The 18,701-nt window shown below is 43.4% G+C and carries 22 protein-coding genes; 3 read left to right on the top strand and 19 right to left on the bottom strand.

Going from position 1 to position 18,701, the window contains the following annotated elements; genetic code table 11:
* Nucleotides 1-188: 188 nt before the first annotated feature.
* From obgE to HY035_11240, 8 genes are all read right to left on the bottom strand, one after another.
* Entirely contained in the window at nt 189-1,193 is a 1,005-nt protein-coding gene (gene obgE / locus HY035_11275) for a GTPase ObgE (GenBank protein ID MBI3378962.1), read from the bottom strand.
* Between the two features lie 119 nt (nt 1,194-1,312).
* Complete coding sequence (locus HY035_11270) at nt 1,313-2,530, bottom strand: aspartate kinase (GenBank protein ID MBI3378961.1); 1,218 nt, start codon at nt 2,528-2,530, stop codon at nt 1,313-1,315.
* Nucleotides 2,530-3,744, bottom strand: coding sequence for a cofactor-independent phosphoglycerate mutase (locus HY035_11265; protein MBI3378960.1), 1,215 nt, complete (start codon nt 3,742-3,744; stop codon nt 2,530-2,532). The genes HY035_11270 and HY035_11265 overlap by 1 nt, the downstream gene beginning before the upstream one ends.
* Nucleotides 3,745-3,851: 107 nt before the next feature.
* Nucleotides 3,852-4,940 carry a threonine synthase gene (locus HY035_11260; protein ID MBI3378959.1) on the bottom strand — a complete coding sequence of 363 codons (1,089 nt, stop codon included), beginning with the start codon at nt 4,938-4,940 and terminating at the stop codon, nt 3,852-3,854.
* A gap of 76 nt (nt 4,941-5,016) precedes the next feature.
* On the bottom strand, nt 5,017-5,253 hold the full coding sequence (locus HY035_11255) for an NIL domain-containing protein (GenBank protein ID MBI3378958.1): 237 nt from the start codon (nt 5,251-5,253) through the stop codon (nt 5,017-5,019).
* A gap of 68 nt (nt 5,254-5,321) precedes the next feature.
* Nucleotides 5,322-5,615: a MoaD/ThiS family protein gene (locus HY035_11250; GenBank protein ID MBI3378957.1), complete on the bottom strand. Its 294-nt coding sequence runs from the start codon at nt 5,613-5,615 to the stop codon at nt 5,322-5,324.
* Nucleotides 5,616-5,801: 186 nt separating this feature from the next.
* Nucleotides 5,802-7,037, bottom strand: coding sequence for a threonine synthase (locus HY035_11245; protein MBI3378956.1), 1,236 nt, complete (start codon nt 7,035-7,037; stop codon nt 5,802-5,804).
* Between the two features lie 84 nt (nt 7,038-7,121).
* Nucleotides 7,122-7,526 carry a M67 family metallopeptidase gene (locus tag HY035_11240; GenBank protein MBI3378955.1) on the bottom strand — a complete coding sequence of 135 codons (405 nt, stop codon included), beginning with the start codon at nt 7,524-7,526 and terminating at the stop codon, nt 7,122-7,124.
* Nucleotides 7,527-7,719: 193 nt separating this feature from the next.
* On the opposite strand from HY035_11240, the gene HY035_11235 reads away from it, so the two are divergent.
* The 3 genes from HY035_11235 to HY035_11225 all read left to right on the top strand — a co-directional run bounded on the left by HY035_11235 (nt 7,720) and on the right by HY035_11225 (nt 9,435).
* Nucleotides 7,720-8,601, top strand: coding sequence for a hypothetical protein (locus HY035_11235; protein MBI3378954.1), 882 nt, complete (start codon nt 7,720-7,722; stop codon nt 8,599-8,601).
* A 259-nt stretch (nt 8,602-8,860) separates the two neighbouring features.
* Entirely contained in the window at nt 8,861-9,142 is a 282-nt protein-coding gene (locus HY035_11230) for a type II toxin-antitoxin system Phd/YefM family antitoxin (GenBank protein MBI3378953.1), read from the top strand.
* The gene (locus HY035_11225; protein MBI3378952.1) at nt 9,139-9,435 is read left to right on the top strand and encodes a type II toxin-antitoxin system RelE/ParE family toxin; all 297 of its coding nucleotides are present in this window, start codon (nt 9,139-9,141) and stop codon (nt 9,433-9,435) included. The genes HY035_11230 and HY035_11225 overlap by 4 nt, the downstream gene beginning before the upstream one ends.
* A gap of 77 nt (nt 9,436-9,512) precedes the next feature.
* Here the strand turns inward: HY035_11225 and HY035_11220 are convergent, their stop codons facing one another.
* The 11 genes from HY035_11220 to HY035_11170 all read right to left on the bottom strand — a co-directional run.
* The gene (locus tag HY035_11220; protein MBI3378951.1) at nt 9,513-10,028 is read right to left on the bottom strand and encodes a tetratricopeptide repeat protein; all 516 of its coding nucleotides are present in this window, start codon (nt 10,026-10,028) and stop codon (nt 9,513-9,515) included.
* Nucleotides 9,983-10,546 carry a peptidase C39 family protein gene (locus HY035_11215; protein MBI3378950.1) on the bottom strand — a complete coding sequence of 188 codons (564 nt, stop codon included), beginning with the start codon at nt 10,544-10,546 and terminating at the stop codon, nt 9,983-9,985. The genes HY035_11220 and HY035_11215 overlap by 46 nt, the downstream gene beginning before the upstream one ends.
* A gap of 50 nt (nt 10,547-10,596) precedes the next feature.
* Nucleotides 10,597-10,989, bottom strand: coding sequence for a PA2779 family protein (locus HY035_11210; protein MBI3378949.1), 393 nt, complete (start codon nt 10,987-10,989; stop codon nt 10,597-10,599).
* Nucleotides 10,990-11,010: 21 nt separating this feature from the next.
* Nucleotides 11,011-11,406: a PA2779 family protein gene (locus HY035_11205; protein ID MBI3378948.1), complete on the bottom strand. Its 396-nt coding sequence runs from the start codon at nt 11,404-11,406 to the stop codon at nt 11,011-11,013.
* A gap of 22 nt (nt 11,407-11,428) precedes the next feature.
* Nucleotides 11,429-11,914, bottom strand: a complete 486-nt coding sequence (ilvN, locus tag HY035_11200) for an acetolactate synthase small subunit (GenBank protein MBI3378947.1) — start codon at nt 11,912-11,914, stop codon at nt 11,429-11,431.
* A gap of 15 nt (nt 11,915-11,929) precedes the next feature.
* A complete protein-coding gene (gene ilvB, locus HY035_11195; GenBank protein ID MBI3378946.1) occupies nt 11,930-13,663 on the bottom strand; it encodes a biosynthetic-type acetolactate synthase large subunit in 1,734 nt (577 codons plus the stop codon).
* 143 nt (nt 13,664-13,806) lie between these two features.
* The gene (gene ilvD, locus HY035_11190) at nt 13,807-15,459 is read right to left on the bottom strand and encodes a dihydroxy-acid dehydratase (GenBank protein ID MBI3378945.1); all 1,653 of its coding nucleotides are present in this window, start codon (nt 15,457-15,459) and stop codon (nt 13,807-13,809) included.
* 115 nt (nt 15,460-15,574) lie between these two features.
* Nucleotides 15,575-15,805, bottom strand: a complete 231-nt coding sequence (locus HY035_11185) for a DUF465 domain-containing protein (GenBank protein ID MBI3378944.1) — start codon at nt 15,803-15,805, stop codon at nt 15,575-15,577.
* Nucleotide 15,806: 1 nt separating this feature from the next.
* A complete protein-coding gene (gene hemG / locus HY035_11180; GenBank protein ID MBI3378943.1) occupies nt 15,807-17,210 on the bottom strand; it encodes a protoporphyrinogen oxidase in 1,404 nt (467 codons plus the stop codon).
* Between the two features lie 160 nt (nt 17,211-17,370).
* A complete protein-coding gene (hemH, locus tag HY035_11175) occupies nt 17,371-18,438 on the bottom strand; it encodes a ferrochelatase (GenBank protein MBI3378942.1) in 1,068 nt (355 codons plus the stop codon).
* A 10-nt stretch (nt 18,439-18,448) separates the two neighbouring features.
* Nucleotides 18,449-18,701 (bottom strand): response regulator (locus HY035_11170; protein ID MBI3378941.1); only part of this gene is annotated, 253 nt, incomplete at its 5' end.

The following is an 18,701-nucleotide window of genomic DNA, read 5'->3' as shown; positions in this document are numbered from 1 at the left end:
GGCAAGATTCACGGGTCTGCCAGAATAGGGGCTGAAGACTCCATGAAATGGAGCGGATAGCCCCGCATAAGAACTTGTAAAAATCTGATATATTGTACTACCGCCTGTATTCTGCAAGGGTAGTTTAATATTGCCGAAAGACAGTCGCAGCCTCCTGTAAAGCGGTGTTATCGTCGGATTACTGTTCTTTATTTTTCTTTTCCAACAATAACTGACAAATAAAGCAGGAGTTCTTTTATGCCTTTTCCTGTCACTGCTGATACAGGGAAGAAATCAATGTTTTTTGATTTGCAGTATTTGGCAAGTTTTCTGAGCCTCTTCTTCTCTATGGCAATGTCTGTTTTTGTTCCGACAACTGCCTGCGGCTTCTTTAAGAGTTTTGAACTGTAAAGCTCAAGTTCTTTGTTTATCTTTTTTAAGTCTTCCACAGGGTCGGTTTCAGGCATATCAGAGGCGTCAACAAGATGAAGTAGCATTGAGGTGCGCTCTACATGCCTTAAAAACTGAAACCCTAATCCTGCGCCCTTGTGCGCTCCTTCTATGAGTCCGGGAATGTCTGCAACAACAAAACTCCTGAAATCTTTGAGCTTCACAACTCCGAGATTAGGCGTAAGGGTCGTGAACGGATAATCCGCAATCTTGGGCCTTGCAGATGATATTACGGATATAAGAGTTGATTTGCCTGCGTTGGGAAGCCCTATCAAGCCGACATCAGCAAGGAGTTTTAATTCAATAACAAGATTTTTTTCTTCGCCTTCTTCTCCGGGCTGTGCAAATTTTGGCGCCTGTCTTGTTGGAGTTGCAAAGTGAGCATTTCCCTGACCGCCCCTGCCCGCCTTTGCTATTATGGTTTCTACACCCTCACTGTCAAGGTCTGCAAGCACTTCTTCTGTATCAGCGTCTTTTATTATTGTCCCGACAGGCACGGGAATAATTCTGTCTTCGCCATCTTTGCCGTGCATTTTCTTGCCCATGCCGTGCTGGCCTCTTTTTGCTCTATATTCTCTCTGATATCTGAGGTCAAGGAGAGTATTCAATTCCCTGCTTGCTCTGAATATGATATGCCCTCCCCTGCCGCCGTCTCCGCCGCTCGGACCTCCGCGGGGAACGTACTTCTCCCTTCTGAATGCTACACAGCCTCTTCCGCCGTCTCCGGCCTTAACATAGATTTTCGTATAATCAACAAATTGCATAACTAAACCTACCGTATATTAGTAAATCTTAATCATGGACAGGACTATTGTATATGAGTTGGTCTCTTGTTGATATTCTTACAGCTCTATCTACTGCCTGCAGTTTAATGTATTCAGATTTAACTCCGAGCCAGTCCAAACGCCTCATGCAAAACCCTGACTGCGAGTTCCGCATATTTGGCGCCTATAATACAGGATACCTTTATCTCTGATGTGCTTATCATCATTATGTTCACATTATGCTTTGCAAGCGTTTCAAATATCTGCGAGGCAACACCGGAATGAGTCCTCATGCCTACGCCGACAATGGATATCTTAGCAATATCCTCTTTCATGTCAACGCCCTTTGCGCTGAGTTCTTTGGCTATTCCTTCCGTCAGTTTCAATGCCTTTTTTGCGTCTGTCTTTGGAACTGTGAATGATATGTCTGCCGCTTTTCCGTCACTGCTTACATTCTGGACAATTATATCAACGACTATGCCGGCGTCTGCAATCCCCTTAAAGAGTTTCGCGGCTATGCCCGGCTTATCAGGCACCCCCATCACAGTAATCTTTGCCTGGTTCTTGTCATAAGCAACTCCTGATACGACGACTTTCTCCATATCCTCATCCTCCTTGGTAACAAGCGTCCCCTGATTATCATTAAAACTTGACCTCACAACCACAGGCACTTCGTATTTCATGGCAAACTCCACAGACCTTGTCTGAAGCACCTTTGCGCCGAGGCTTGCAAGCTCAAGCATCTCTTCATAGGAAATCTTGTCCAGCTTTCTCGCCTCAGAAACAATATTGGGGTCTGTCGTATAAACACCGTCCACATCCGTATATATCTCGCATAAGTCGGCATTAAGCGCGGAGGCTATCGCAACTGCGGAAAGGTCGGAGCCGCCTCTTCCAAGCGTAGTAACATCTTCTTTCTCTGTTATACCCTGAAAGCCTGCCACAACAATTATATATCCTTCATCCAATGCCTTCTTTGCTCTTTCTCCCGCTATTTTTTCTATCTTTGCCTTTGTATGCACATCATCTGTTATTATCCCCATCTGCCTTCCCGTAAGTGCCATTGCTTTATGGCCCAGCTCTTCTATTGCTATGGCTGTAAGGGCGCAGGTAACTCGTTCCCCTGATGAAAGCATAAGATCCATCTCTCTTTCGCTGGGATTGGATGAAACCTGATGGGCGAGATTTATCAGCTTGTCTGTTTCTCCAGCCATTGCAGAGACAACAACCGCAACCTTATGCCCCTCTTTGGCAGTTTTTACAACGCGCTCTGCAACAGCCTTAATCCTCTCAACATTAGCGACAGACGTCCCGCCGTATTTCTGGACAATAAGCATTAGCTTTTCCCCTTAATGAAATAATCCATCAGCTTATAACCTTCTTCAACAACCATTATGCCTTCCCGCTTTAGGATTGATTCATCAAAAGCAGCGCCTTCATTCTTTTGCTTTTGTTTATTGTCATAGATAACAAATGGCACCGGTTCAGCCGTATGCGTCCTCAGCTCTACCGGCGTAGGATGGTCAGGCATAAGCAGAATCCTGAATTCCTCAAAGGATTTTATGCCCCGCATAACAGTGCCTACAACAAGCGCATCAAAATCCTCTATTGCCTTTATCTTGTTCTTATAGTTTCCTGAATGCCCTGCTTCATCAGGCGCCTCAACGTGTATGTATACAAAATCAACTTCCTTAAGAGCAACCAGCGCTGCCTCTGCCTTGCCGGCATAATTTGTATCAAGCCACCCGGTAACGCCGGGCACCTGAAGTATCTTAAACCCGGCATATATGCCCAGCCCTTTTGTAAGGTCCACGGCAGAAACCATTGCGCCTTCAACAGAATATTTCTCTCTGAATTTTGACAGCCATGGTTTTTTCCCTTGTCCCCAGAGCCAAATGCTGTTTGCAGGGTTTTTGCCCTTACTTATACGCTCTTTGTTTATGTCATGGCTTTCGAGGACATCCACAGAATCAAGCATTAATTCTCTGAGAGTTTCCTCGCCTGAACCAACCGGCAGATAGTCTGAAATATCCCTTCCCATTATGTCATGCGGCGGAGTGCATTCCGCATCTGCCTTGCCGTCTGACCATACCATCAGATGCCTGTAACTTACGCCTCTGCAAAATTTTATCTGTGAGGTGCCGAGTTCTTTGTTTATGTCATTGATGAGTATCCCTGCCTCTTCAGTTGAAATATGGCCTCCGCTGTAATCCTCCATTATTGCCTGTGTCTTATCCCTGTTAAACCTGAGAGTTACGAGATTGCACCTGTAAGCAACATCCGTGTCTTTGAGGCCTACTCCAATGCTCGCTGCCTCAAGTGATGCCCTGCCCGTATAAAATTTCCTTGGGTCATAACCGAGCACGCTCAGATTAGCAACATCTGAACCGGGATGAAAACCCTCAGGGATAGTCCTGACCCTGCCGATTATTCCTTCGCAGGCAAGCTTGTCCATATTCGGGGTAAATGCCGCTTGTAAGGGGGTTTTACCTCCAAGCTCATTTAACGGCCTGTCTGCCATGCCGTCGCCTATGATTACAACGTATTTCAATTAAAAACTCCTTCAACTGTCATGCTGAATTTATTTCAGCATCTCTTAGACCCTGAAACAAGTTCAGGGTGACAAACCAATGGTTTCATTCCTTTGTTATGGTGATACTAAATTATCCTTTCTATTATCTTCTCTACCTCAGCGATATCAGCCTTAACCTTCAGGGGGTCTTTTGATACCCTGAATACCGTATCAGGGTCTTTAAGCCCATGACCCGTAAGGGTGCAAACAACAGTATCTCCGGGCTTGAAATAGCCTTCTTTATGCAGCTTCATCACGCCTGCCAGTGATGCGGCAGATGCTGGCTCGCAGAATATGCCTTCTGTTGATGCAATAAGATTGTATGCCTTTAATATTTCTTCGTCTGTAACAGCCTCAATCCTTCCGCCTGATTCATCCCTTGCTGCAACTGCGCCTTTCCAGCTTGCAGGATTGCCGATTCTTATGGCTGTTGCTATTGTTTCAGGTCTTTCAACAGGATGTCCTTTTACAATCGGTGCAGCGCCTGCTGCCTGAAAGCCAAGCATAACCGGCAATGAAGAAATCTTTCCTCGCCTGTGATATTCATGGTAACCTTTCCAGTATGCGGTTATATTTCCAGCATTGCCGACAGGCAGCGCGTGATATTTCGGTGAAAAGCCAAGCTGGTCGCATACCTCAAAGGCGGCTGTCTTCTGCCCCTCTATCCTGAAAGGATTTATTGAGTTAACAAGCGTTATAGGGTATCTTTGTGCAAGTTCTTTTACTATGTTTAATGCCTCATCAAAATTTCCTTCTATCTGGATTACATTTGCGCCGTGAACGAGCGCCTGAGAAAGCTTGCCGAGAGCTATCTTCCCCTGCGGAATAAGCACTACCGACTTTATTCCTGCCCGCGCTGCGTAGGCAGCGGCAGAAGCCGATGTATTTCCTGTTGATGCGCACATTACCGCTTTTGAACCGGCCTCAACAGTCTTTGATAATGCAAGAGTCATTCCCCTGTCTTTGAAAGAACCTGTAGGGTTAGCTCCCTCAAATTTAAAATAAAGCTCAAGGTCAATGCCTCTTTTATTTATATTTACAGCCTTTATGAGAGGCGTATCTCCTTCATTAAGCGTAACAACAGGCGTTTCATCGCTTACCGGAAGAAACTCCCTGTATTCTTCTACTATGCCCCTCCAAAGACTCTTTGGACTTTTACATTCTCCTATTTCCATAAATCTCCAATATTCGTTATAGCGTTAATATATTTGTTTTTTCGCTATAACACTTCACGCTTGACGCCATAACGCATTACTCAATTACGTCTCCCTCAACAAGCTCAACGTCTACTCCCTGCTCTTTGAGATATTTTATGCCTTTCTCAAGATTTTCCTCTTTCCCCTCAAGTTCAAGAACCATCTCGCCGACTGTTTCCGTAACTCTTGCCCTTCTGATATTAGGCATGACATCATACTCCTTAGCCATCGTAAATATGACAGGTTCTTTTATAAGGCGCTGTGGAAATGTCAGCTTAACCCTCTTTTTCATATAACCTCCTCCTTAATTCAAATCCTAAATTCGAAATCCGAAATCCTAAATAGTTTAGAAATTAGGATTTAGATATTAGAATTTGCCTTTTCGCCTCCTGCTATTGCAGGCACTATGGAAACCTCATCGCCGTCTTTGACCACTGTTGCTTCTGCCTGTAGAAACCTGATATCTTCCTCATTTACATAGACATTAACAAATCTCCGTATCTTGCCGCCTTCGGATATCCTTTCGCCTATGCCGGGAAATTTTTCCTCCAATTCTTTGACAAGATTTATTATTGTGCCTGGCGCTCCTTCGACCTCTTCCTGGCCCTGCGTTAATCTTTGCAGCGGAGTCGGAATTCTAACTTTTACAGCCATCTTTTCACCTCCAGTTTATAATTTTATACCGAGCGTCATAAATCAACAACGACGTCATTCCCCGACTTGATCGGGGAATCCAGAAAACACTGGATTGTCCGGTCAAGCCGGACAATGACAAACAGATTACAACTTATGTCGCCATGTATAGATTTATGATTTACGATTGAAAAAAATCTTCAATTTTCAATCTTCAATTTTTCTAAGTATCTCCTCAAATGCCGCAAGATTGGGCTTTATGTAATGCATCTCTGCAGTTTGTCCTGTAAGCGCCTCCTGCGTCTTAAGTCCGTTGCCTGTAATGCAGATAACAGTGATTTCATCCCTGCCTATCTTTCCTGACTCAATCAGTTTCTTTGTGCACGCAACTGTAACGCCTCCTGCTGTCTCTGCAAAAATGCCCTCGGTTTTTGCAAGAAGTTTTATTCCGTCTATTATTTCCTTATCAGAGACGTCTTCGCCGTATCCGCCTGTCTCTTTTACAACCTGACGCGCATAAAATCCATCAGCCGGGTTGCCTATTGCAAGAGACTTTGCAACTGTATTGGGTCTCACAGGCCTTATTACGTCTGTACCCTGCTTTATTGCAGCGACTATAGGAGAACACCCTGTTGCCTGTGCGGCAAAAACCTTTGTATCAAGCTTTTTTAATATCCCGATCTTTTTAAATTCTTTGAATGACTTCCACACCTTTGTTAACAATGAACCGCTCGCACACGGCACAACCACATTATCAGGCGCCTTCCAGTCTAACTGCTCAATAATCTCGAACCCCTGTGTCTTTGAGCCTTCAGCATAGAACGGCCTGATATTTATATTTACAAACGCCCATTTGTATTTATTGGCAATCTCGCTGCAGAGCCTGTTAACCTCATCATAATTTCCGTCAACTGCCACCAGATTCGGCTCATACACCAGCGATGCAACAATCTTGCTCGCCTCAAGAGTTGCGGGTATAAAAACAAACCTCTTGAACCCTGCCTTGGCGCCATGCGCTGACACAGAATGCGCGAGATTTCCCGTAGATGCGCAGGCAACCGTATCAAACCCGAACTCTTTTGCCTTTGTAAGGGCAACTGCCACAACCCTATCCTTGAACGACAGTGTTGGATGGACAACGGTATCATCCTTTACGTATAATTCACTGACGCCGAGTTCCTTTGCAAGATTATCGGCTTTTATCAAAGGCGTAAACCCTGACTCCAATCCCACCTGCGGCTCTCCGTCTATGGGAAGAAGCTCCTTATACCGCCAGAGATTTTTCTCTCTGCTCTTTATGTTCTTTTTCGTCAGCACTTTCTTTATCTTTTTATAGTCATAGACAACTTCCAGCGGGCCGAAACAGAATTCGCAGACATATATAGGATCAACAGGATATTCCCTGCCGCATTCTCTGCACTTAAGACCGCTCACATATCCCATAAACACCTCCCGAAATCGTATTGAAAAAGAAGTAGTATTTTACTCTAAAATGAAACAAAAATTAAAGAGAGCTTCCATGGTTAGCTATTTCACGGAAATCCGGACTTCCTTTACTGCGCCTTCCCTTATCAAAAAACCTTTTACTACAGGTTCTTTTTCGGAAAGGCTGACAATGACATATATGCTGTCTTCATAAAATGCAAGGCTCACATCCTTTGCTGATGGGTAAGCAGGTGATGACGGATGCGAATGAAATATCGCAAGCATTTTGTGGTTGTTCTCTCGCATGTTTTTTATGGCATTGATATGCTCTCTTGAATCAAATTCGTAACTCACGGGAGACTTTTCAATATTAGACATTTTGTAAATCTTAAAGACATCTACCCCATTTCCCGCAAGAATCCCGCATGCCTCATTCGGATGCGCAGCTTTGCAATGAGCAATCATCTCGTCAAAAATTCCCTTTGGTATGCACAGTTTGTCAGTCACATCAGCCCTCACATAATTAATGCCATTATTATATCGCAAGCGGCATAATATTTAACTGAAAATTAATTGCCTTACCTTTCAATTGGTTAAGAGCACATCCATAGAGATTCTTCTTGACTCAACTATTTAATTTACCCTAAAGTATCACATAAGATGCAGGCGGCATAAAAAAGAATGCTGACCACAAAGAATAATGGAAGAAATCATCAACAATCTGGATAGTGTAAAGTCGTGGTTGAGCAATCCACTTCCTCCACAGCGATCTTCAGACGATGACTACATGCGCTACGTAATGGAAATGATGAGTTATGCCCATTATTTGATTACGGTCAGTGCTTCCATGGCTCCCAATCAAGTCGTAGCTGAGAGAGGTTATACAAAGAATAGAGCCATTGTGGTAGGTCACATTGTTCGCTTGATTAAACTATATCACAGCTTTACTACGCATATAGGAAAACGAGAACTGCAGATAGCATATATAATGAGTCGCCTTATCTATGAATGCATAATAAAGATGGAATACTTACTTTCAGCCAAGAGGAGCACATTTAAAAGCTTCATTCTCTCTTCTTACCGCTCGGAGAAAGAAACTCTTGAGAACCTTGATCGGATAAAGTCACAAAGACCATTAATGAATATTGAAAAGGTAATAATCAAGAAAATTAAGAGTAGGCTACGCAAGGACAGAATTTCACTTCGACAATTAAAGGCCAACAAAAATTGGAAATTGGATGGTAAAGATTTTAAACAAATTCTTGTTTCATTAAAAAAAGAGGTTGATTATCCTTTTTTATTCGGTCAAGGAAGTAGTTTTATACACGGCAACTGGTATGAAATGAGCATTTTTAATTTGACAAAAAAAGGCCGCTACTATTTGCCCGATATCGACTTCAGTGATCCAGATCCCAGAATAGCCTTGCCAGTCACAATTGCAAGTTTGCAATCAGCTAATGATTTCCTGACATGGAACAAATCAGACCCCGAGAAATACGTCAGATCAATAATACAGAATCTTGTCGGCAAAACTAAGGTTCTTTACCACCAGTATTGTGAGGGAAAATATACTGATGTCTAACGAATCACTTTACTGGACTCCACTTTGCTCCGGCAGTGATTTCAAACAGCAGAAAAACAGCAGAAACAGCAGAAACAGGGTCAAACCTAAAATATACACTTTCCTAACTTTTTCACTTCCCCTTTACTCCCCTAATCTTATCCAGTGAGATAGCTCCGGCGACTGAAAGACTCTGTTATACATGTCAGAAAATAAACACTTGCATGCACCAGAACATGTGCGATATAATGTACGAAATACATACTTAATGAGGTGCTATGTGCAAAAACTAAAAATTGCTGAAGATATCAGGTCCCTGTCAGAAGTCAGGAACAGCATGGCAACTTTTATAAAGCAAGTTCATGATACTAAAAGACCGGTGATAATTACACAGCACGGGAAAGGCATTGCGGTCCTTTTAGGTGCAAATGAATTTGAAGCCATGCAAGAGAAAATCGAGCTTCTATCAGATATTCAAACCTCTCTCAATCAACTGGAAAAAGGAGCAGGAATCAGCCATAAAGATGCAAAAGAGAAACTATTAAAGCGAATTCCAAAATGAGAATAATCTGGTCTCCTCTTGCTGTCGATAGAGCATCGGAAATAGCCGATTATATTGCCCAAGACAAACCATCAGCGGCAGAAAAATGGATTGATACAGTATTTTCTAAAGTTGAGCAACTAAAATCGTCTCCCGAAATCGGCCGGATTCTACCCGAAATTAATGATAGCCAATTTAGAGAACTAATTTACGGCAATTACCGCATCATTTATCGTATCGAAACCAAACAAATATCCATTCTCACAATTCGACATGGCAGACAAATATTGCCAATAAATGAAATTAAGGCATAACAAGCGCATTTCTTGCCGTCGTTCTTGATGAGTCTTGGGGCATGTTGCGGTCAGATCTATTTCCTTGACTGCAATCGTTACAACTTGCTCTTTACTCCCCTAATCTTATCAAGCGTGTCCTGATAAATTTCCTTCTTTGAAGGATTAAGTTCTATTGCCTTAAGCGCAAGTTCCTCTGCCTCGTTGAGATTTTCCTTTTTTGTGTAATAAAGCCAGGCAAGATTATTGTATGCGTCTGAATTAGAGGGTTCTTTTTCAATCGCCTTTTTATATGCTGACTCTGCCTCGTCAAAATCATTTTTCTGAAAATATATATTCCCCATATAAAGATACGCCAGAGGAAGTTTTTTTGATGCAAGCCTGTATTCCCTCAATGCATTATCAATATCTCCTTTTTTCTCGTATGCAAACCCGAGGTTTATGTGCTCCTCAGGGCTCAGCGGGTCGTCGAGGATGATTATTCGCGGAAGGGAACAAGAAGTTAAAAGTGAAAATGCAATTAGGAAAAAAACTATCTTAAAACTCTTAACTCTTAACTCTAAACTTTTCACTTTCTTTTGATAAGCAGCGTCCAGAATTTTGTCTTTTCCCATGCCTTTATAAAATCCTCTTCAGATATGAACTTGCCCTTATCTTTTCCTGAATTCACAATCACTCTATCCTCATTATACCCTACAACAACCATGAAATGATTTGACTGAAATACCCATAAACCATAATCAACAAACACAACAAGCGGATACCCTGAATCTATATTTTTTTTCAGGTCTTTCATATTCCCTGAATATTGTTCTGCAAATAATCCCTTTTTCTGAGGATAAATTACCATATCAATATTCAGGGTGCCTTTTGCGGATTTGCTGTATATCTCCTTTGCAATATCATCAGGCGTAACATCTATCTTCCAGTAATTCATAACGCCTGCAAGAGATGCGGGTCCGCACTGATAAGCCTCCTGAGCATGGAACGGGACATTAGCAATAATGCGGTTATGCTTGGACTCAAGGACAGGATTCACCACAGCACACGAATGCAAGAAATATACAATAAAAATAATAGACAGAATACAATTGTCATTGCGAGCGAAGCGAAGCAATCTTGCTATTCCCATTTGTTTCTTAGATTGCTTCGTCGTCTTCGCTCCTCGCAATGACATAAAAATTATTTCGTTACTATTACTCTGTGGCCTGTAAGCTGAATTAACAGCACAACAAGTATGGTGATCACAAGAAGAGCTATCACTATATCGAGGCCGTCTCCTCCAACCTTCATATCGTCTATCTGGAGCGCCAGATTGTGCATCTGCTGGTCGCTGAGACTGCTTAATTTGTTCTGTATCTCATCCTGAGCAAATCCTAATTTCTCAAGCCTCTCTCTGACCATTTTCATTTCAAGAACATTCTGGATTTTTCCAAGGTCAGCCGTCCTGTCAACCTGTGACATAACAATGATTTCCGACGGCGCAATGCCCGCATCAGCCTTAGGCGCAATCCCGATTATGAACATTGCAATTATCAGATACCAGGATAAATGCTTCATTAAAGGTATTCTCATGCTAATTCACCTCCTTTAATTTTATTTTGTCACTACTACTTTGTGATCCATAAGCCAAAGCAACAGCACAAAAAGTATGGCTATCACAAGAAGAGCTATCACTATACCGAGACCACTATCGCCTCCAACCTTAATCTCATCTATCTGGAGCGCCAGATTGTGCATCTGCTGGTCGCTGAGACTGCCTAATTTAGTCTGTATCTCATCCTGAGCAAATCCTAACTTCTCCAGCCTCTCTCTGACCATTTTCATTTCAAGAACATTCTGGATTTTTCCAAGGTCAGCCGTCCTGTCAACCTGTGACATGACAATGATTTCCGATGGCGCAATGCCCGCATCAGCCTTAGGCGCAATCCCAATGATGAACATTGCAATTATCAGATACCATGACAAATGCTTCATTAACGGTATTCTCATGTTAATTCACCTCCCCTAATTTTTATTTTTTTACGCCTTCTCTTGTTATAGCTACCTTGCCTGTCCTGACAAATTCCTTTATGCCCATAGGCCGCATAAGCTCCACAAACGCCTCTATCTTCTTTTCATCGCCGGTGATTTCTATTGTATAGGTCTTCTGGCTTGAATCCACAATCCTTCCTCTGAATATCTCTGTCAGATTTAACACCTCTGCCTTGTCCTGCTGCCTCAGAGATACTTTTACGAGCACCATTTCACGCTCAACATGGTCCAGCTCTGTCATGTCAGTGACTTTTATGATATCAATAAGTTTATTAAGCTGTTTCGTAATCTGCTCAATAACCGAGTCATCCCCTGTTGTTACTATTGTCATAACAGAAATCTGCGGGTCTATCGTCTCTCCTACAGAGAGGCTTTCAATGTTATAGCCTCTTCCGCTGAAAAGCCCGGATACCCTTGAAAGCACACCGAATTTATTTTCAACCAGAACAGAAATTGTATGTCTCATTCCTTCACCTCAGGTTTATTTCACTGCCTTTAATTTCTTTTCTGCTTTCTTTTCTGCCTGTTCAAAAAGCATATGGTCTATTGGCGCGCCTGCAGGCACCATCGGATAAACCTTTTCCTTCCAGTCAACAACAAAATCCATAAACACGGTCTTCTTTATCCTGAAAGCCTCTTTAAGCACGGGTTCAACCTCGCTCGGCTTTGCGGCCCTTAATCCCACAGCGCCGTAGGCCTCGGCAATCTTTACAAAGTCAGGCACGCTCTCATCAAGCTTGGTATGGGAATATCTTTCTTCAAAGAAGAGTTCCTGCCACTGTCTTACCATGCCAAGGTATCTGTTGTTGAGTATGGCTACTTTAACAGGAAGCTTATTTATAACCGCAGTGGCAAGCTCCTGTATATTCATCTGTATGCTTCCGTCGCCTGCAATGTCAATAACAAGCTTTTCAGGATGCGCAAACTGCGCGCCGATTGCAGCGGGGAAACCATAACCCATGGTGCCGAGCCCGCCTGATGTCAGAAGTGTTCTCGGTTTATCAAATTTATAAAACTGCGCGGTCCACATCTGGTTCTGCCCGACTTCTGTTGTTATAATTGCATCTCCCTTTGTAAGCTCATATATCTTCTCAACGACAAACTGCGGTTTTATGATCTCATCGCTGTGAGTATAGGTCATCGGCCTTTCTGCGCGCCAGGCATCTATCTGCTTGAGCCATGCCTTTTTTACCTCACCCCACTGTTCTTTCACTTCTTCTTTAAGCACCTTATTCATCACAGCCAGAACTTTCTTGACGTCACCCACTATAGGAACATCAACCCTCACATTCTTTTTTATTGATGTCGGGTCAATGTCTATGTGAATTATCTTTGCGTTGGGCGCAAAGGCATCAACCTTGCCTGTCACCCTGTCGTCAAAGCGCATTCCTATGGCAATAAGAAGGTCTGAATCCTGAACTGCCTTATTGGCATAATAAGTCCCGTGCATTCCAAGCATGCCGAGTGAAAGTTTATGCGAACCCGGAAATCCGCCAAGCCCCATCAGTGTCATAGTCACAGGGATGTCAGTATGCTCTGCGAACTCTTTGAGTTCTTTGGCAGCTCCTGAGAGTATCACACCTCCTCCGGCAATTATCACAGGTTTCTTTGATTTTGCTATGAGATGGGCGCCCTGCGTAATCATCCACTTATTGCCTTCGTAAGTGGGCTTGTAGCTCCTTATGTCAAGCTCAGGCCAGACAAAATCAGCTTTTCCTACAGTTACATCTTTAGGAAGGTCTATAAGCACAGGGCCCGGCCTGCCTGAAGACGCTATATAAAAGGCCTCTTTCACTATCCTTGCAAGGTCCTTCACATCCTTAACCAGGTAGTTATATTTTGTGCAGGGCCTTGTTATGCCTACTATATCAGCCTCCTGAAATGCATCATTGCCGATAAGCATTGTCGGCACCTGCCCTGAAAACACAACAAGCGGTATGGAATCCATTGAGGCAGTGGCAATACCTGTAACTGTATTTGTCGCGCCGGGGCCTGATGTCACAAGGGCAACGCCCACCTTTCCCGATGACCTTGCATAACCGTCTGCCGCATGAACAGCGCCCTGTTCGTGCCTTGTGAGTATCAGGCGTAAATCCTTATTGTCATAAAGGGCGTCAAAGATGTTCAGCACAACGCCTCCTGGATAACCGAAGATGTGCTTAACCCCTTCCTTTTTCAGACATTCAATTAATATCTCTGAGCCTGAAATTTTCATATCGCACGCAGCTCCTTTTAAAATTTAAATAATTTTACCACAAAAGATTATGAAAATGTCCATAAAACATAGAGCAGTAGCACAACAGCGCAGTAGTGCAGTAGTTTTTTAATTTTTTACTGCTGCTCTGTTGTTCTGCTGCCCTATTTCATTACCGCGCCTGTTCCTGCTGAAGTGACCATCCTTGCGTATCTTGAAAGATAGCCTTTTGTTATCTTAGGCTTTGGCGGTTTCCATTTGCTGAGCCTTTCCTTTATTTCTTTTTCGGAGAGAAGAAGATCAACCCTTCTTCCCGGAATGTCAATTTTTATTCTGTCTCCGTTTTTGATAATTGCTATGATTCCGCCTTCCATTGCTTCAGGCGATATGTGCCCTATGCATGGGCCTCTGGTCCCGCCTGAAAACCTTCCGTCTGTTATCACGGCCACTGATTCGCTCAATCCCATGCCCGCGATTGTTGCTGTCGGAGAAAGCATCTCCCTCATCCCCGGCCCTCCCTTGGGCCCCTCATACCTTATGACAACAACATCGCCTGCCTTTATCTTCCCGTTGAGGATTGCCTTCATGCCCTCTTCTTCTGAGTTAAACACCTTTGCGCTGCCTTCAAACTTCATCATATTTTTGCTCACGGCGGACTGCTTTACAACTGCTCCGTCAGGAGCGAGATTGCCCCTCAGGATTGCGATGCCTCCTTCTTTATGGTAAGCCTTGTTCAGAGGCCTTATAACATTTTCATTTATAATCTCTGCAGAATCAGCAATCTCAAAAATACTCCTGCCGCTTACTGTAATGCAATTATTCAAATTTCCCCTTAATCTCTTCATCAAGGCCGGAATGCCTCCTGCCCATTCAAGGTCTTCAAGAAAATGCTCGCCGCCGGGAAGCATATTTGCAAGATGGGGGGTTTTCTTGCTCAGGATATCAAATGCCTCAAGCGGAAGTTCCACTCCTGCGTCATGCGCAATTGCAGGGATGTGAAGGACAGTATTGGTTGAGCCGCCTAAGGCCAGGTCAACCATTATTGCATTCTCAAACGCCTTCCGGGTCATTATCTTCCCCGGCGTGATATTTTTCTTTACCAGTTCAACAATGCGCTCTCCGCTTGCAAAGGCTATTCTCCTTTTATCGGCAGATACGGCAAGCGCAGTAGCGCATCCTGAAAGGCTCATGCCGAGCGATTCTGTAACACAGGCCATTGTATTTGCAGTGTACATGCCCTGGCATGAGCCTGCGCCCGGACATGCGCACATTTCAAGAGCTTCAAGCTCATCGTTTTTTATCAAACCTTTTTTATACTTTCCAACCGCTTCAAAGGTATCATTGATAAGCGAGAGCCTTTTACCCCTCAGACGTCCTGAAAGCATCGGTCCTGCAGTAACGACTATTGAGGGGATATTAATCCTGGCCGCAGCCATGAGCATTCCGGGCGTAATCTTGTCGCAGTTAGTAAGAAGCACAAGCCCGTCAAGCTGATGCGCCTGAGCTATAGTCTCCACCATGTCGGCAATCAGCTCCCTTGACGGAAGAGAATAATGCATGCCGCTGTGTCCCATTGCAATGCCGTCGCAGATGCCGGGAATTCCAAAAAAGAAAGGATAGCCTCCTCCTGTATGCACTCCTTTTTCTATGAATCTCTCAAGGTCTCTCATGCCGATGTGTCCCGGAATAATATCGGTGAAACTTGTTGCAACGCCGATAAACGGCTTTTTCATTTCGCTCTTTGGAATGCCTGTCGCATAAAGGAGCGCCCTGTGCGGAACACGCTCTAATCCTTCCTTAATTGTCCTGCTGCGCATAATCCTCCCGTCAAGTTAGAAGTTAAAAGTGTAGAGTGAAAAGTTAAAAGAGAAGTAAAGAACAACTCTTAACTCTTAACTCTTAACTCTTAACTCTTAACTTTTAACTTTTAACTTAGTTCGTTGAATGGCTTTTTTTATATTCCCTTATAAGTTCTGCCATCCTGTCTTTTTTTGTAAGTTTCAGTTTCTGAATCCTTTTCCTCTCTACCTCTTCTTCCGGTGTGAAATGGACTTTCTTGTCAATCTCCGCAAGCGCCTCTTTAAGATTTTTATGTTCCTCTCCAAGTTTTTTATACTCCTCATTTTCCTTTAAAAGAATCTCTGCTATCTCCTGTTCTTTCAATTTATATTTCCTCCTTTCTTATTATTGTCTCTGCCAGTTTATATGAATTTTCTATGCAGTCATTAACGCCTATGCCCCGGTATGCATTCCCGGTTAAATACAGGTTTTTGTATTTTAATAACATCTCGTCAACTGCTTTCAGTTTCCTGTCATGGCCTATATTATACTGCGGAATTGCCTTTTCGTGCCTGTAAATTTTTACAAAATCAGGCTGAACTTTTATATCCATTATATCCTTCAGTTCTTCTGCAACAACATCCATCAGCCTGCTGTCATCCTGCATCGCAAGTTCAGATGCCCTTGCGCCTCCCACCATGCTCCTCAAAAGCGCATATCCGTCAGGAGCCCTTCCGGGAAAAATGCTTGAATCCCATAATGAACCGAGGATTTTTCTGCGCTCCTTATATGGGATGAGAAAACCGAATCCATCCAGTTTATCAGCGATGCGTTCCTTCCTGTATCCGAAACACACAACCGATACGGAGGGATACGGTATCTCTGAAAGAACCGATGAGAGAGGCCTGTCAAGATTTTTTAAAATCTCCGCTGCTGAATATGCAGGGGATGCAATTACAAGAATCTCCGTCTCTACAACCATGCCGTCAGAGAGATGGACAGCATAACCCTTATTCTTTCTTTCAACGGAAACTACTTTGCTTCCGGCTCTGAGCCTTTCTTTAAGAGAACTTTTCAAGGAATCTACCATCATTCCCATGCCGTCGTGAAAAGACGTAAGCGTACCTCCGGGCCCGGCGCCTACTTTAGTTTGGAGTTTGGAGTTTGGAGTTTGGAGTTTATCTGTTCTTCTTTCTTTGTCCCTTGCTCTCTGCAGTTTTATCATGCCTTTTATAAGGCTTCCGTATTTCTCTTCAAGATTAAAAATCTTTGGGAAACAGCTTTTAAGGCTAAGCAACTCAGAATTTCCTGCATAAATGCCTGACGCCATCGGATCAATAAGTTTTTCGTATGCCTCTTTACCAAGCCTTCTCCTTGCAAAATCAGCAAGTGTCTCATCTTCTGCCCTGCCTCTTGGAGCGAAAAACTCATACATTACCCTTAAGCGTCCGTAAAGGCTCAGGAGATCGGAAGTAAGAAACGATACAGGCGATTCAGGCAGAAGGTTTAATTTCCCGCCAGAAAAAATATATCTCTTTCTGGCTGCGTCCGTGCTTCTCAGCGGATTAATCAGAAGTTTTGAGGCAAGCTCTAAAGTCTTGGGCCTGTTATCAAGGAAACCGTTAACTCCGCCTTCGCAGAGGAAACCGTTCACTTTTTCTGTCCATATCTTTCCGCCGGCTCTTTTTTCGGATTCAAGGATAATAATATCCAATGAAGGCTCTCTTTCGAGGAGAAAGTAAGCTAAAGAGAGACCAGAAATTCCTCCTCCGATAATAGTCAGCCTCATCTTATATCCATCTTGCCAAAATACAAGATTGCTTCGCGGAGTTTACCCTGAGCGTAAAGGCAAGATTGCTTCGCCTTCGGCTCGCAATGACAGACCAAACAACGGTACCATATTCCTGTCATTGCGAGGAGCATTAGCGACGAAGCAATCTCGCTGTTTTTTATATCCATCCTATCTCCGTCATATTTTTTATTACAATGTCTTTCAGCGCTTCAATAAAAAGCGGATGTGTGTTCAGGGAATCTGTTCGTCTTAGATTAATTCCAAGGCCTTTTGCCATTTGCATATATAATATATCAATCTCATAAAGCGTCTCAATATGGTCCGACACAAAACTTATCGGGACCATGAGAATATTTTTAATGTTCCTGCCTGCAAGCTCTTTGAGTTTTTCGTCTGTTGAAGGCCCAAGCCATTTTACAGGTCCGCTCTTGGATTGATAACTCAGGTTCCATTTTACTGGCATCCGCTTTACAATCTCTTCAATCGTTCTCTCAATATGACGCACATAAGGGTCGCCCTCATCAATAAACTTTTCAGGAAGGCTGTGGGCGCTGAAGAGAACGTGGACATCCCCCCCACCCATCCCTCCCCCTCGAGGGGGGAGGGTTAGGGAGAGGGTGAATGATTCAAGCCCTTTTTTAATAACATCCACCAGCGCTTCAATATAAAGCGGATGGTCATACCACGAAGTTATACAGTGAACAGTGAACTGTGAACCGATAACTTCCTTCAGTTTTGAAAAAGACGAGCCTGATGTTGCCAGAGAATACTGGGGATAAAGGCTGAGTCCAATAAGTTTTCTAATTCCATTATTATAAATCTGAGGTATCACATCTTCTATTAAAGGATGCCAGTAACGCATTCCGACGTAGACTTTAACCTTTACTCCTGCCACCCCCTCCCTAACCCTCCCCCCTCGAGGGGGAGGGATGGGTGGGGGGGATTCCTCCATCTCTAATTCATTGTTAAGCGCTTCTTCCAGCGCCTTTGCCTGAGCATTGGTAATATCAAGTATCGGAGACCTGCCTCCTATGAGGCTATAATAACCCTCTGTCTTCTTAGACCTCAGCGTTGCTATTAACCATGCAAGAGGTTTTTGTAAAAATGGAGGGCCCAGTTGAATTATCTTTCTGTCTGAAAACAGATTGTAAAGAAACGGCTTTACAGCCTGAAGAGAATCAGGCCCTCCGAGATTAAGAAGAACAATTCCCACAGGGTCATTCAAATAACCTTTGTCAAACTTTGGTATCGTCTTTATCCCCTTTCTGCTTAATTACTTCATCAACCAATTTCAAAATATCCTTTACACCGGCAGGTTTTGCAATGTAGCCGTCAAACCACTCTTTGCCAAGCTTCTCCTTTTCCTCTGTCATTGCATATGCCGTAAGAGCTATTATCGGTATCTTTGCAGTGGACTGATTTGACTTGAGTATTTTTGCGGCCTCAAGGCCGTTCATCTTCGGCATCTGTATATCCATAAGTATGATG

This window comes from Nitrospirota bacterium (assembly GCA_016195565.1).
In the GTDB taxonomy this organism is placed as follows: Bacteria; Nitrospirota; Thermodesulfovibrionia; order Thermodesulfovibrionales; family UBA1546; genus UBA1546.
Note: the sequence above shows the minus strand (reverse complement) of the source record. Positions and strands in the feature narration are given on the sequence as shown.

Bases quoted from the DNA above. Each gene is read 5' to 3' on its own strand.
- hemG (MBI3378943.1), bottom strand. From the start codon at position 17,210: ATGAGGCTGACTATTATCGGAGGAGGAATTTCTGGTCTCTCTTTAGCT.
- HY035_11205 (MBI3378948.1), bottom strand. From the start codon at position 11,406: ATGAGAATACCGTTAATGAAGCATTTGTCATGGTATCTGATAATTGCA.
- HY035_11220 (MBI3378951.1), bottom strand. From the start codon at position 10,028: ATGGGAAAAGACAAAATTCTGGACGCTGCTTATCAAAAGAAAGTGAAA.
- HY035_11245 (MBI3378956.1), bottom strand. From the start codon at position 7,037: ATGGGATATGTGAGCGGTCTTAAGTGCAGAGAATGCGGCAGGGAATAT.
- HY035_11235 (MBI3378954.1), top strand. From the start codon at position 7,720: ATGGAAGAAATCATCAACAATCTGGATAGTGTAAAGTCGTGGTTGAGC.
- obgE (MBI3378962.1), bottom strand. From the start codon at position 1,193: ATGCAATTTGTTGATTATACGAAAATCTATGTTAAGGCCGGAGACGGC.
- HY035_11260 (MBI3378959.1), bottom strand. From the start codon at position 4,940: ATGGAAATAGGAGAATGTAAAAGTCCAAAGAGTCTTTGGAGGGGCATA.
- ilvN (MBI3378947.1), bottom strand. From the start codon at position 11,914: ATGAGACATACAATTTCTGTTCTGGTTGAAAATAAATTCGGTGTGCTT.
- HY035_11270 (MBI3378961.1), bottom strand. From the start codon at position 2,530: ATGCTTATTGTCCAGAAATACGGCGGGACGTCTGTCGCTAATGTTGAG.
- HY035_11225 (MBI3378952.1), top strand. From the start codon at position 9,139: ATGAGAATAATCTGGTCTCCTCTTGCTGTCGATAGAGCATCGGAAATA.
- HY035_11250 (MBI3378957.1), bottom strand. From the start codon at position 5,615: ATGGCTGTAAAAGTTAGAATTCCGACTCCGCTGCAAAGATTAACGCAG.
- ilvB (MBI3378946.1), bottom strand. From the start codon at position 13,663: ATGAAAATTTCAGGCTCAGAGATATTAATTGAATGTCTGAAAAAGGAA.
- HY035_11255 (MBI3378958.1), bottom strand. From the start codon at position 5,253: ATGAAAAAGAGGGTTAAGCTGACATTTCCACAGCGCCTTATAAAAGAA.
- ilvD (MBI3378945.1), bottom strand. From the start codon at position 15,459: ATGCGCAGCAGGACAATTAAGGAAGGATTAGAGCGTGTTCCGCACAGG.
- HY035_11210 (MBI3378949.1), bottom strand. From the start codon at position 10,989: ATGAGAATACCTTTAATGAAGCATTTATCCTGGTATCTGATAATTGCA.
- HY035_11215 (MBI3378950.1), bottom strand. From the start codon at position 10,546: ATGGGAATAGCAAGATTGCTTCGCTTCGCTCGCAATGACAATTGTATT.